The following is a 12,974-nucleotide window of genomic DNA, read 5'->3' as shown; positions in this document are numbered from 1 at the left end:
GCGCGACAATCGTGTATGGGTCGGCAACCGAATTCGACCAAGTGCCATGACCCTGCTTTCCGTCAATCTCAATGCCGTGGCCCAGTTGCGCAATCGGCGCGACTTGCCGTGGCCCAGTGTGGTCGGGCTGGCGCGCGTGGTGCTCGATGCCGGCGCAAGCGGCGTCACCGTGCATCCGCGACCCGATGAACGGCATATCCGGCGGACGGACGTCTATGATCTGGCGGCGCTGTTGGAGACGGAATATCCGGAGGCCGAGTTCAATATCGAAGGCTATCCCAGCGACGATTTTTTCCATCTGATCGATGCGGTCAATCCGCAGCAGGTGACGCTGGTGCCGGATGAACCCGGCCAGACTACGTCCGACCATGGCTGGGATTTCCGCGGCAAGGGCAACTTTCTGACCTCGGTGGTGCAGCGGCTCAAGGCTGACGGAAGGCGCATTTCGCTGTTCTGCGATCCGGATGCGGGGCTGGATGGCGTCACGGCGGCCAAGGCGACAGGCGCCGATCGGATCGAGCTTTATACCGGACCCTATGGCGGGTGCTACAACGATCCGGACCGGGCGGAATATGAGCTGGCGGCTCTGGCCGAGACGGCTCGGGCGGCGCATGCGGTGGGTTTGGGCGTCAATGCCGGGCACGATCTGACGCTGGCCAATTTGCCGGCATTCCAGGCGGCCGTGCCTGGTGTGGACGAGGCGTCGATCGGGCATGGGATAACCGCCGACGCGCTGCTGATGGGCTTTGACGCGGCGGTGCGGGCCTATCGGGCAGTGCTGGGGAGCTGAAAGCAGAAGAGGCGCCGGGATAACCAGCGCCTCGTTCGATCTTAGTCGGTGAAGTTGAAGTCGCTCAGTTCGCAGACGTTGTTGTCGGCGGAGACGACTTCATCGCCATCCTCGAACACCGCCAGGAAGTCGTATTTGCAGTAGCCGCTGCCGTCGTCGATGTTGATGACCACGCTATTGCCGGCCGGCAGGATGTTGCGGCCGAGAATATCTTCTTCCCACGAACTTGAGCCGGTGTTGGACGCGTAGAACTCGACGATGTCGTAGGACGACAGATTGTTGATGCGCACGCGGCGGTCGAGCGCTGCTGCGTCAACGACGCCGATTGCAAGTATGGCCAGAGCGAGTGCGGCCGAAAACGCTTTCATGATTGTCCCTCATTATTTGAAAGTGCCCCACTGCAGCTAACCGGGTCAGCGCCGCGTGTGCAACGGGAATATTTGGCCGATGCTGAACCTGACCTGAACGAGGGCAAAAAATAAGGGCGCCAACAGTGTCGGCGCCCCTTTCTACATGCAGGCAGATAGGTCAGTCGGTGAAATCGAAGTTGTCGAGCTCGCAGACATTGTTGTCGGCCGAAACGAGCTGGTCGCCATCGTCGAAAACCGCCAGGAAGTCGTACTTGCAGTAGCCGCTACCGTCATCAATGTTGATGCTGACGCTGCTGCCTGACGGCAGCACGTCGCTGCCCAGGATGTCTTCCTGCCAGTCGCTGGTTCCGGTGTTTGAGGCATAGAACTCGACGATGGTATAGGAGGTCAGGTTGTTGATCTGGACCTTGCGCTCCATTGCCACGGCGGATCCGATGGTCGAGGCGAAAAGGGCGGTGGCGAGCGTCAAGGTGGCGACGGATTGGATGCGCATGCAGTCCTCTGGAATTCGGGCGGATTGCCCGCGTCCAATAGCGGTGACTGGTTGTTAAAAATCACGCTCCAGGTGGGGTTGGTTTCGCTGCCGGAGCGTTGATTCGGTAGACGTCCCTAATCAGCGATCAAGATCGGCGGGCCGCCATTGGTCACGATGACTGAACGGTGCGTTGTCAGGAACGTTGTCTGTTACCGCCGCAGCGCAGTCCGACGGGCCAAAAACCCAGAAATCCCTTGCTGTATAAATAGATACATCCATGTGCCCTAGGTATCTTGGTGTCCCCGTACAACAAAAACGTGCCTCCTTGCGGTCGTTGGCGATAGGCACATATATCGCCTCAGTTACGATTTGTTACCAAGGAGGGCTCCAATGTCCAAACTCAAGATTGCCGTTATCATCTCCTCCACCCGCCCGACCCGCTTTGGTGAGCTGCCGGCGAAGTGGATCCTCGACAAGGCCAATGAGCGCCCGGAAATCCAGGCCGAGATCGTCGACATCCGCGACTTCGACCTGCCGTTCTTCGACGAAATGGCCTCCAATGCCTGGATGCCGTCGGCCAACCAGAACGCCGTCAAGTGGCAGAACAAGATCAGCGAATTCGACGGCTACATCTTCGTCACCGCTGAATACAACCGTTCGATCACCGGCGCTCTCAAGAACGCCATCGACCAAGCCTATGTGAACTGGAACAAGAAGGCGTTCGGCGCCGTCGGTTACGGTACCGTCGGCGGTGCCCGTGCTGTCGAGCACCTGCGCAATATCGGCATCGAACTGCAGATGGTCTCGACCCGTTCGGCCGTCCATATCGGCGGCGCCGACTTTGCTGCAGTGCATCCTGGCTTTGGCGGCACCAAGTCGATTTCCGAGATCGAAGGCTCGATCGGCAATTCGGCCAAGGACATGCTTGATCAGCTGATCTGGTGGGGCGCTGCCACCAAGGCCGCCCGCAATGACGACGCTGCTGCCGCCAAGGCAGCCGAATAAACTTTACGAGGACCTCCAAATCTTCGTTTACCTGCCAGGGCCGCTCCAAATGGGGCGGCCCTGGTTGTTTTCTGGGCCGTGTGGCGTGGCTGCCGTGAACCCATTGTGGCGAGAAGGTGTTGTGTGTGACTATGCCCGGGTGTATAGCGGCGCCCGCCTTCGACCAAGAGAGCACAGGGTTCATGACGCAGACGAACACGGCCGGCGCCCACGCCGGAGTCGATGCGAGCGACCATTCCAGCCAACCACAATCCCGTAAAGACCTGTCACTTTTGATCCTGGGGGCGATCGGTGTCGTTTATGGCGACATCGGAACGAGCCCGATCTATGCGTTTCGCGAAGCTATGCATGTTCGACCGGGCGCGGCCTCAAGCTCCAGCGAAATCCTGGGGCTGCTGTCGCTGATCGTCTGGGCGCTGACGCTGACCGTTTCGCTCAAATACGTGTTCTTCGTGACCCGGGCCGACAACAATGGCGAAGGCGGCACGCTGTCGCTGGTGGCGCTGGCCCGCAAAACCTTCACCAATCCGCCGGTCTGGATCACCATGCTGGGCGTGCTCGGTGCGGCGCTGTTCTACGGCGACGCTATCATAACGCCGGCTATTTCAGTGCTGTCGGCGGTGGAAGGCCTCGAGCTGGTGGCGCCTGATCTGTCACGCTGGGTGGTGCCGATTACCCTGGTAATCATCGTCGGCGTGTTCTTCGTGCAGCGTTTCGGCACGGCCAAGGTGTCGATCGTATTCGGGCCGATAACGGCGATCTGGTTCCTCACGCTGGGATTTTCCGGCCTAGTCCACATCATCGATTATCCATCTGTGCTGTGGGCGCTCAATCCGTTGCTGGGCGTCGAGTTCCTGGCGACGCATATCGGCATCGCCTTCGTCGTGGTCGGCGCCATCTTCCTGGCGGTGACCGGCGCCGAGGCGCTCTATGTCGATCTCGGACACTTCGGCCGGCGGCCGATCGTGCTGGCCTGGTTTGGCCTGGTCTTTCCCTGCCTGCTGCTCAACTATTTCGGGCAGGGCGCATTCGTACTCGAAGTCGGCGTCCACAATGTCGAGAGCCCGTTCTTCGAAATGCAGCCCGACTGGGCGCTGCTGCCGTTCGTCGGCCTCGCCACCCTGGCGACAATCATTGCCAGCCAGGCGGTGATTTCGGGCACATATAGCCTCACCCAGCAGGCAATCGCGCTCAACATGCTGCCGCGCATGGTGGTGACGCACACGTCCGAGACGCAAAGCGGGCAGATCTACATGCCGCAGATCACCACGATGCTGATGGTGGGTGTGCTGCTGCTGGTGCTGATGTTCCGCAGCTCGAGCGCCCTGTCGGCCGCCTATGGCATCGCCGTGGCGGGCGTGATGGTGGTGACCCTGGCATTGCTGCTGGTGGTGATGTGGCGCAACTGGAAATGGCCACCGGTGGCAGTCGTCGGTTTCGGTATCCTCTTTGCCGTCATCGATGGTGGTTTCTTCACCGCCAACGCGTCCAAGCTGTTCCAGGGCGGCTGGGTGCCGGCGGCTGTGGCGGCAGGCGTTGCCATCCTGATGTGGACCTGGATGACGGGGCGCCGCCGCCTGGCGGATAAGACGCGCCGCGACGAGGTGCCGTTGCAGTTCCTGGTCGACAACCTGTCCAAGAAGAAGCCGACCCTGGTGCCGGGTACCGCTGTATTCCTCACCAGCGATATCGAGGGCGCACCGACGGCGCTGCTGCATAGTCTCAAGCACTACAAGGTGCTGCACGAGCAGAACGTCATCCTGACGGTCCGCACTTCGGCCTCGCCGCGCGTGCCCGACGACGAGAAGGTGACGATCGACGCCTATAATGAGCTGTTCAGCCGGGTGGTTGTCACCTTCGGCTATATGGAAAGCCCCAATATCCCCAAGGCGCTGGCGCTGGGCCGCAAGCTGGGCTGGAAGTTCGACATCATGTCGACCTCGTTTTTCCTCTCGCGGCGCTCGCTCAAGCCGGGTCCCAAGCCTGGCAATCCGCTGCGCTTCTGGCAGGACCGGGTGTTTACCCGCCTCGCCAAGAATGCCAGTGACGCGACGGAGTATTTCCATATTCCGACCGGACGCGTGGTGGAGATCGGTACGCAGGTCGTGCTGTAGCGTCGCGTGGCCCGGGTGCTCGACATTGCGATCTGCGGTGCCGGGCCCGCGGGGTTGGCCGTGGCGCTCTACGTCCAGAGGCTTGGGCATAGGCCGACGATCTTCGAACGGTTCGACGTTGCCAGGCCGATTGGCTCAGGCATCATCCTGCAGCCAACCGGGCAGGCGGTGCTGCAGGATCTGGGGTTGCTCGATGCAATCCGCGCCCTGGGTGCGCCGATCGACCGGCTGAGCGGTGCCGATGCCAAATCCGGACGAACGGTGCTCGATGTGCGCTACGACGCGCTGCCCAATAGCGGACGGGGTCTGGGTATCCATCGGGCGGCGCTGTTCGGCGTGTTGCATGACGCGGTTGTCGCGGCGGGTATTCCTGTTCGCACCGGGCATGAGGTGCGGGCATTGCGGGAGATGCCCGAGGGCAGGCGGGCGGTCGTTCTCGTTGGCGATCTCGTATCGGAACCGTTCGATCTCGTGGTCGATTGCCTCGGCGCCAATTCGCCGCTCAAGAGCTATGCGGCAAATGCCGGCAAATCACGCCAGCTCAGCTTTGGCGCCATCTGGGCGACGCTGCCGTGGCAGGGCGATGGTTTCGACCATGCTGCTCTGGCGCAGCGCTATGATCGGGCGAGCGTGATGGTCGGCGTGCTGCCGATCGGTCGGGCGGAGCCCGGTGGGCAGGACCTAGCGGCTTTGTTCTGGAGCCTCAAGCCGGATGACTATGAGGCGCTCAAGCCCGACGGGCTCGATGCCTGGAAACAGACGGTGCTCGGCCATTGGCCGCAAGTGCGGGCTTACCTCGATACGGTGCCCGACTTCTCGTCCATGACATTGGCGCGCTATGCGCATCATACCATGGTCGATCCGACGGGGTAGGCGCTGGTCTTTGTGGGTGATAGCGCGCATTCGACCAGCCCTCAGCTGGGGCAGGGGGCGAATATGGCTTTGCTCGATGCGCGGGCGCTGTATCTGGGGCTGCGCGATCATCCCGAGGATGTGCAGCGAGCGGTGGCCCACTATGCCCGCCTGCGGTGTTGGCATGTCCGGCTATACCAGGCGCTCAGCGCCATGTTTACGCCGTTCTACCAGTCCGACAGCCTTGTGTTGCCAGTCATTCGCGATGTGCTGGTATCGGCCATTGCGCGGGTGCCGCCGGCGCCGCAATTTCTCGCGGCGATGGTGGCGGGGTCGCTGCTGTCGCCGGTCCGGAAGCTGGGGCTGAAGAAGCCGCCGCGGTTGTAGTTACTTGATCATGTCCGGGCAGACATAGGGCACTGTGGCGGTCGTGTAGCGCTGCTCCTGCACGTCGCTGCCCAGCTTGAGGTTCAGCACCAGCTCGGTGTCGCTGAGGCTGGCAATGTCGGCATTGATGGTCATGCCGTCTTCGTCCCAGCTGATTGATGTGTCGGACACCTGCTGCCACTTGGAAAGGCGATAGGTCTCCCAGCAGGAATCGGTCACCAGCGTGCCGTCGGCGAGGAAGATTTGCATTGGGCCGGGAAGCGATTCGTCGGTGTCGGTGCGGACCCAGACCTTGTTCAGCAGGGGATTGGCGCGGTCGCCATCGTCGTCGGTGGCGTCCTCGGTAGGGTCGGTGTCCTGCGCCAGAGTGGGCACGACGGCGCAGGTGCCGACGCCCCAGACGCTCATGAGGGCAATGATTGCGGCCTTGGTATCCATCGAGCGTACTCCCTTGTCGCACCGTCTATCTGGTGACGGCTTCAACCGGGAGCAAGGGTGGCGGCGCAAAAGGGCGAGAATGCGATGCTGATGCGACCGTTTCAGGAATTGCGCGCGATGGCCTCGGCGGGCTCCGTGGCGGGTGCCTTCCAGCGCAGCCGCGATAGGGTCGGCACCAGCTTGCGCAGGGTCCAGTAGATCGCGGTGACGCAGACGACGGACACGTAGCCGTCGATGGCATAGTGCCAGCCAAGGTAGACCGAGCTCATGATGATGAAGGCGACATAGGCCCAGAGCAGCGCTCCGAAGCGGCGCGACACTTCGCTGATGAACAGGGCATTGATGGTGGTGACGGCGACGTGGATGGACGGGAAGGCCGAAATGCCCGAGCCGATGCCGACATTGCCGCTTTCGTAGAGCTTCCACAGATAGGCCTGAAAATTGAAGGCAGAGTTCTTTTCGCCCGCCGTGGTAGCGAGGAAGGCGAGCTGGTCGCCGAAGCGCGCCATGTCGCCGGTGACGAGGCCGTAATAGGCCGGGCCGGCGGAGAGCCAAGTGCCGGCTATGACGTTGCCGATGATGGCCCAGCTCAACATCCAGGTCAGCACATAGCGAACGCGCAGGCCGGCGGTGCGCGGCGAGGTCACGACCCAGTAGAGGGTGAAATAGCAGATGACGAACCAGAGGACGTTGTAGTTGAACTCGGCAATGCGCAGCACCAGCGGGTGCTCGGCTACGGCATAGAGCCAGCGCCAGGGATCGACGCCGAAATGAATGGCCTTGTCGATATCGGCCTGGGCGACATCGAAGCGGAAGCCGTGGTCGATGGGGAAGCTTGTCTTGATCGCCGAGAACATGGTGGTGAACACCAATACGGCGGTCAGCAGCAGGATGGTTCCGGCGACGAAGCGGGCCACGCGCCGGGGTGCGAACATGGCGCGATAGGCCAGGCTCCGGCGCTTGTTCAGCCGAATGATGATGTGTAGCAGACCGATAATGGTGACGAAGACCGGACCGAGCAGGCCGAAATTGACGCTCCAGGCAGCCCAGTAGGCGTCCAGCATGCCGAAGGCGAGGTAGCCCTTACCCGACATAAAGGCATAGCCGAGGGCGACGTAAATGGCCGCAAGGGCATAGATGGGGGTGTCGCTCCGAATGGCCGACCAGAGCGCATCGAAATAACGCGCGACGAAGGGGCGGAATCGATCCATCGGGTACACTCCTGATGGATCGATGCCTAGCAGAGCGGATTTAAGATTTTGTTAGGTGAGCCCCCGAGCCTAGTTCGCGGCAAACGACCGTAGACCCAGCGAGCGATCGCGTTCGCGGACGCGGTCGGTCGGGTTGGGCCACAGGTCGTAGTTTGATGCGCCGAGTTCATGATTGGCGTGGACGGCCCAGTTGGGGTCGTCGAGGGCAGCGCGGGCGAGGGCGATAAAGTCGGCCTCGCCGTCGACCAGGATGGTTTCTGCCTGGTGGGCATCGCCGAGCAGGCCGACGGCCATGGTGGGGATGTCGGCGCCATCGCGGACGGCCTTTGCCAGATGCACCTGGTAGCCGGCGACCGCCTTGATCACCGCGCCATCGAAGCCACCGCTCGAGCAGTCGATCGCGTCGACGCCACGGGCCTTGAGTTCGCGGGCCAGCGCAACGCTATCCTCGATCTGCCAGCCGTCCGGATGCCAGTCGGTGACCGAGAGGCGGGCCAGGAGAGGCTTGTCGGCGGGCCATACGGCGCGAACGGCCTCGGTCACTTCGAGCACCAGCCGCATGCGGTTCTCGCGGCTGCCGCCATATTCGTCGGTGCGCTTGTTGGCGAGCGGGGACAGGAACTGGTTGAGCAGGTAGCCGTGGGCAGCGTGGATTTCGACGGTGTCGAAGCCGGCCTGGTTGGCGCGGATGGCGGCGGCGGCGAAGGAGTCGATGACGTTTCGGATGCCGGCGGCGTCGAGCGCGGTCGGGGTCTGGAATTCGGGATTGGTGTCGGTATGCGGCACGGCGCTGGGCGCTACAGGCGTCCAGTGCTCGAAGCCGAGCGTGGATTTCTCCGCTTCGGACAGGTCCTTGTGCCAGGACACGGGAGTGGATGCCTTGCGGCCGGCATGGGCAAGCTGGATGCCTGCTGCGGCGCCCTGGCTATGCAGGAAATCGACGATGCGGGCGAGCGGCGCGATCTGCTCATCCTTCCACAAGCCCAAGTCGCCGTAGGAGATGCGACCCTCGGCCGTCACGCCTGTTGCTTCGAGGACCACGAGCCCGAAGCCGCCTATGGCGAAGCGGCCGAGATGGACCAGGTGCCAGTCATTGGCAAAGCCGTCCTTGGCCGAATACTGGCACATGGGCGCGACGACGGTACGATTGCGCAGGGTAAGACCGCGCAGCGTGGCGGGCGAGAAAAGCTTGGACATGAAAGGCTCTGCTGTTGGTGCCGGAATGTGGCGCGGCATACATGCACATCCCAAGCTCTATCGGCAAGTGCCGATGGAAGGTCCCTCCGTTGCGCGGCATGCATAATCCTGATTAACGTCCGCGTGGGGCTAGGGAATTCGCGATGAAAGTTACGCTCGATCTCGACGCGCTGGTGGCGCAGGGCAAGCTTACGCCGGCTGAAGCCGAGCGGCTCAAGGGGCTCTCGGCGGCCGACACGGGCGCGCTGGGCAGTAACATTTTCTTGGCGTTCGGCATCGTCGCCGTGGCGCTGGGGGCAGGTGTGTTCATCCCTACGGTCGAAACGGCGATCGTGATCGGCGCGCTGCTGTTTGGCGTCGGCTACTGGCTGACTATCGGCAAGGTCGAGCGCTGGCTGGTCTTTTCGCAGATTGCCATGGTGCTGGGAGCGCTGGCTTTCACCGGCGGCCTGGCAACGCTGTATGGCGAAATCATATGGGTCAAATATGCTCTGGTGCTGGCCTTGGCAGCCGCCGCAGTGGCGGCGACATCAGGACTGCTGGCGTCGCTATCGGTGTTTCTATTTGCCGGCGCGATTCTGACCGGCACCGATTTCTGGGAGCCGACGGTCTATCTGACGCTCGCCATCGTCTCACTTTCTGCACTTGTGTTGGTGTTGTTCCTGATCTCGGTCCGCATCGCTCATGCCTATGAGCGGCTGGCGATCATTGCCATGCGCACGGCCATCATCATGGTCAACCTGGCATTTCTCGTTGGGTCGATCTTTGGCGACGGCTTCTTCAACTGGCCGAACTGGAGCTTCACCATCGCCTGGGCGCTGGCGCTGCTGGCCTTTGGCACCTGGGCGGTCTGCGCCAACCGGCGCTGGGTGGTCAATACGGTGGCGGTGTTCGCGGCGATCCACTTCTTCACGCAGTGGTTCATGTATCTGGGGGCACAGCCGTTCTCGATCCTGGGCGGCGGGCTGCTGCTCATCGGGTTCGGGTTGCTGATGGCGCGGTTCAATAAATGGGTGCTGACCAAGCGGGAAGGCGGGGTGGCTCCGGTCGCTGCGCCTGTGCCACCGCAACCGCCAACGCCTCCGGGTGGAGTTGCGACGCCGGTTCCTCCCACGCCGCCGGTGGCCGGTGGCGATGATGGTTGGAAGCGCTAGCACGTCTGCTGGCAGCAGCAACAACGACGGCGGACGTGCGCAACGCGCAAATTCCGCTTGCCACGAACCGTACCGTACGGTACGCCTGACGAAATCGGACGAAAGCGTTCGGCTGGCTTGTTGAGGAAGCATTGTGGCCCTGACCATCAAGGTCAATGAAGAGGTTTTTACCCCGCGTCAGCAGGCTGTGCTGACGGCGGCGCTGGACCTGCTCGTCGAGAATGGCGATGGCCTGACCATGACGGCCGTGGCCCGTCGCGCCTCGTGCTCCAAGGAAACGCTCTACAAGTGGTTCGGTGATCGCGATGGCCTGCTGACGGCGACCGTGCAGTGGCAGGCGGCCAAGGTGCGCATGCCGGTGGTCGATCGGAGCCACCTCAATGCCAAGGCACTACGTCTTTCCATCGAGCAGTTCGCGCGCGACTTGCTGACCGTCATCACCGGCGAAGTCTCCATCACCCTCAACCGCACGGCGGTGACGCATGCGGCGCAGGAGAAGGATAGTCTGGGCATTATCGTGCTGGAGAATGGCCCGCTGGCTATTCGCCGGCGCCTCAAGCCCATCCTCGAGGCCGGACGCGATGCGCGCCTGCTGCGCTTCACCTCGAGCGAAGATGCCTACCGCACGTTTTTCGGTCTCGTCGTTCGCGACGTGCAGATCCGGCTGCTGCTCGGCGACAAGTCGCTGACCCAGAGCAATGTCGAAGCCAATATCGAGGCGGATGTGAAGTCCGCGACCGACCAGTTCTTCGCCCTCTACGGGGCGAAAGCCAACAACCCATAACACTGCATTTCAGGGAGAAACCCATGCGCGTCTATTACGATCGTGATGCCGATCTCAACATCATCAAATCCAAGAAGGTGGCTATCGTCGGCTACGGTTCGCAGGGCCATGCCCATACGCTGAACCTGCGCGACTCCGGTGTCACCGACGTCGTCGTCGCGCTGCGTCCAGGTTCGCCGTCGGCGATCAAGGCCGAGGGTGAAGGCCTGCGCGTGATGAGCGTTGCCGACGCTGCCGCATGGGCCGACGTCATCATGATGCTGACCCCCGACGAACTGCAGGCAGACATCTACAAGCAGCATATCGAGCCGAACATTCGTGACGGCGCTGCCCTCGCATTTGCCCACGGCCTCAACGTGCATTTCAACCTGATCGAACCCAAGTCGACCGTCGACGTGATCATGATCGCGCCGAAGGGCCCGGGCCACACCGTGCGTGGCGAATACCAGAAGGGTGGCGGCGTGCCGTGCCTGATCGCCGTGCATCAGGACGCGTCGGGCAATGCCCATGACATCGCGCTGGCCTATGCTTCGGGCGTTGGCGGCGGCCGTTCGGGCGTCATCGAGACCAACTTCCGCGAAGAATGCGAGACCGACCTGTTCGGCGAGCAGGCCGTGCTCTGCGGCGGCCTCGTGGAACTGATCCGCGCCGGCTTCGAGACGCTGGTGGAAGCCGGCTACGCTCCAGAAATGGCCTATTTCGAGTGCCTGCACGAAGTGAAGCTGATCGTCGACCTGATCTACCAGGGCGGCATCGCCAACATGAACTACTCGATCTCCAACACCGCCGAGTGGGGCGAGTATGTCACCGGTCCGCGCATCATCACCTCGGAGACCAAGGCCGAGATGAAGCGCGTGCTGCATGACATCCAGTCGGGCAAGTTCACCGCCGAGTGGATGCAGGAAATCAAGGCCGGCGGCAGCCGCTTCAAGGCGACCCGTCGCCTGCATGACGAGCACCAGATCGAGGAAGTCGGTTCGAAGCTGCGCGACATGATGCCCTGGATCAAGGCCGGCGCGCTGGTCGACAAGGCCAAGAACTAAGAACAGGGACGGGGGCTTCTGCCCCCGTTTTCATTTATGACGCTTCCGATCATCCCCATTGTTGGCACCGATATCCGCATGGTGCCGGGTGCCTGGCCGCTGCCCGACGCGCTGCGAGCTGAGGTCCGTTCGTGCTGGGCTCGGCTGCTGGCGGCCAATCCGCATCTCTGGGACGGCCGGATCATTGGGGTGTCCACGCCGCGTATCGACGCTGATGGGATACTGCGGGCCGAGGCCAGGGAAGATGCGTATTCGGCCTTCCTCACCTGGCGCGATGCCGATTTTCCCGAGATCGGCATGCACAACCTGTTCGGTTCGTCGCTGGTCGCCAGCAATGATGGTGCGCTGATTTACGGTGTAATGGGCGCCGATACCGCCAATGCCGGACGGGTCTATCCGCCGGGCGGCTCGCTCGAACCGCGCGACGTGCTACCGGATGGCCGCGTCGATGTCGCCGGCTGCACCGACCTCGAGCTTGAGGAGGAGACGGGACTTGTGCCCGGCGACGCGCGCAAGGGCATGCTGGTGGCCGTGTTCGACGGCCCGCGCATCTCGCTCGGGCAGATGTATCATTTCGACGAAACCGCCGAGCGCCTGGTCGCCCGCGTTCGGGCGAACCTTGAGACACAGGAGCATCGCGAACTGGCGGACGTCGTGGTTGTCCGTTCGGGGGCCGAGGCGGAGCGGGTGGGGGCGGTGCCTTATGCCGTGGCGGTGGCTGAGGCCTTTGCGCTCGGCGCGCTCGGCTGACTTACCCCTCATCCGCCCTTCGGGCACCTTCTCCCGCAAGGGGAGAAGGCGACGGAATCGAAACCTTCAGGCTGAACTCCGCGCCGGGCAGGCAGAGCCTTCGCAGTCGATCACTGCGTCTTCTTGATCGCCCGACCGCCGTGGAAGTCGAGGCGGCACAGGCCGATGTCGTTGAGCAGCCGATCGTCGAGATGGGCAACGCTGAGTTTGCGGGCACGGTCGCGGGTGAGCAGCAATACGGTAGCGGAAAGAATGTTCATCGGATGGTCCTTCAGTAAGACGGCAGCGCCGTTTTGTTGGCCGCTCCTATGATGCCGATAGCGTGAACCCTGCCTGAACGGCCTGTTGTACTTGCGCGGGAGGCCCGCTAGTCTCTGCCCGCGTCACACGTCCTGAACTTTAC

Annotated in this window: 15 protein-coding genes and 1 pseudogene; 10 read left to right on the top strand and 6 right to left on the bottom strand. The window is 62.6% G+C overall.

The window, feature by feature from the left end; translation table 11 throughout:
- Positions 1-46: 46 nt before the first annotated feature.
- Complete coding sequence (locus IM737_RS05460) at positions 47-790, top strand: pyridoxine 5'-phosphate synthase (RefSeq protein ID WP_236898910.1); 744 nt, start codon at positions 47-49, stop codon at positions 788-790.
- A gap of 41 nt (positions 791-831) precedes the next feature.
- Here the strand turns inward: IM737_RS05460 and IM737_RS05455 are convergent, their stop codons facing one another.
- Both IM737_RS05455 and IM737_RS05450 read right to left on the bottom strand, forming a co-directional pair.
- The gene (locus IM737_RS05455) at positions 832-1,158 is read right to left on the bottom strand and encodes a hypothetical protein (protein ID WP_236898909.1); all 327 of its coding nucleotides are present in this window, start codon (positions 1,156-1,158) and stop codon (positions 832-834) included.
- Positions 1,159-1,318: 160 nt separating this feature from the next.
- Complete coding sequence (locus tag IM737_RS05450; RefSeq protein ID WP_236898908.1) at positions 1,319-1,654, bottom strand: hypothetical protein; 336 nt, start codon at positions 1,652-1,654, stop codon at positions 1,319-1,321.
- Positions 1,655-2,026: 372 nt separating this feature from the next.
- Here IM737_RS05450 and IM737_RS05445 point away from each other — a divergent pair, with 372 nt between their 5' ends.
- From IM737_RS05445 to IM737_RS21005, 5 genes and pseudogenes are all read left to right on the top strand, one after another.
- Positions 2,027-2,641 (top strand): NADPH-dependent FMN reductase, encoded by a 615-nt coding sequence (locus IM737_RS05445; RefSeq protein ID WP_236898907.1) that lies wholly within the window; start codon positions 2,027-2,029, stop codon positions 2,639-2,641.
- 182 nt (positions 2,642-2,823) lie between these two features.
- Positions 2,824-4,755, top strand: coding sequence for a potassium transporter Kup (locus IM737_RS05440; protein ID WP_236898906.1), 1,932 nt, complete (start codon positions 2,824-2,826; stop codon positions 4,753-4,755).
- Between the two features lie 60 nt (positions 4,756-4,815).
- Positions 4,816-5,628 (top strand): FAD-dependent oxidoreductase, encoded by an 813-nt coding sequence (locus IM737_RS05435; RefSeq protein WP_336886232.1) that lies wholly within the window; start codon positions 4,816-4,818, stop codon positions 5,626-5,628.
- A 12-nt stretch (positions 5,629-5,640) separates the two neighbouring features.
- Positions 5,641-5,685, top strand: a pseudogene (locus tag IM737_RS21010) (hypothetical protein); the annotation flags it as partial.
- Between the two features lie 6 nt (positions 5,686-5,691).
- Complete coding sequence (locus IM737_RS21005; RefSeq protein ID WP_336886244.1) at positions 5,692-5,994, top strand: hypothetical protein; 303 nt, start codon at positions 5,692-5,694, stop codon at positions 5,992-5,994.
- Here the strand turns inward: IM737_RS21005 and IM737_RS05430 are convergent, their stop codons facing one another.
- The 3 genes from IM737_RS05430 to IM737_RS05420 all read right to left on the bottom strand — a co-directional run bounded on the left by IM737_RS05430 (position 5,995) and on the right by IM737_RS05420 (position 8,840).
- Positions 5,995-6,432 carry a hypothetical protein gene (locus IM737_RS05430; protein WP_236898905.1) on the bottom strand — a complete coding sequence of 146 codons (438 nt, stop codon included), beginning with the start codon at positions 6,430-6,432 and terminating at the stop codon, positions 5,995-5,997. It abuts the gene before it with no gap.
- Positions 6,433-6,533: 101 nt separating this feature from the next.
- Complete coding sequence (locus tag IM737_RS05425) at positions 6,534-7,643, bottom strand: phosphatase PAP2 family protein (protein WP_236898904.1); 1,110 nt, start codon at positions 7,641-7,643, stop codon at positions 6,534-6,536.
- Between the two features lie 69 nt (positions 7,644-7,712).
- The gene (locus tag IM737_RS05420) at positions 7,713-8,840 is read right to left on the bottom strand and encodes an NADH:flavin oxidoreductase/NADH oxidase (RefSeq protein ID WP_236898903.1); all 1,128 of its coding nucleotides are present in this window, start codon (positions 8,838-8,840) and stop codon (positions 7,713-7,715) included.
- 143 nt (positions 8,841-8,983) lie between these two features.
- On the opposite strand from IM737_RS05420, the gene IM737_RS05415 reads away from it, so the two are divergent.
- From IM737_RS05415 to IM737_RS05400, 4 genes are all read left to right on the top strand, one after another.
- Entirely contained in the window at positions 8,984-9,994 is a 1,011-nt protein-coding gene (locus IM737_RS05415; RefSeq protein ID WP_236898902.1) for a hypothetical protein, read from the top strand.
- Between the two features lie 133 nt (positions 9,995-10,127).
- On the top strand, positions 10,128-10,778 hold the full coding sequence (locus IM737_RS05410; RefSeq protein WP_236898901.1) for a TetR/AcrR family transcriptional regulator: 651 nt from the start codon (positions 10,128-10,130) through the stop codon (positions 10,776-10,778).
- Between the two features lie 23 nt (positions 10,779-10,801).
- On the top strand, positions 10,802-11,821 hold the full coding sequence (ilvC, locus tag IM737_RS05405; protein ID WP_236898900.1) for a ketol-acid reductoisomerase: 1,020 nt from the start codon (positions 10,802-10,804) through the stop codon (positions 11,819-11,821).
- A 36-nt stretch (positions 11,822-11,857) separates the two neighbouring features.
- Entirely contained in the window at positions 11,858-12,571 is a 714-nt protein-coding gene (locus IM737_RS05400) for a hypothetical protein (RefSeq protein WP_236898899.1), read from the top strand.
- 110 nt (positions 12,572-12,681) lie between these two features.
- On the opposite strand, the gene IM737_RS05395 is transcribed toward IM737_RS05400, so the two are convergent.
- On the bottom strand, positions 12,682-12,831 hold the full coding sequence (locus IM737_RS05395; RefSeq protein WP_236898898.1) for a hypothetical protein: 150 nt from the start codon (positions 12,829-12,831) through the stop codon (positions 12,682-12,684).
- Between the last annotated feature and the right edge of the window lie 143 nt (positions 12,832-12,974).

Source organism: Devosia sp. SL43 (assembly GCF_021729885.1).
In the GTDB taxonomy this organism is placed as follows: Bacteria; Pseudomonadota; Alphaproteobacteria; order Rhizobiales; family Devosiaceae; genus Devosia.
The sequence above is the reverse complement of the archived record's forward strand: the minus strand, read 5'-3'. Positions and strand labels throughout refer to the sequence as shown.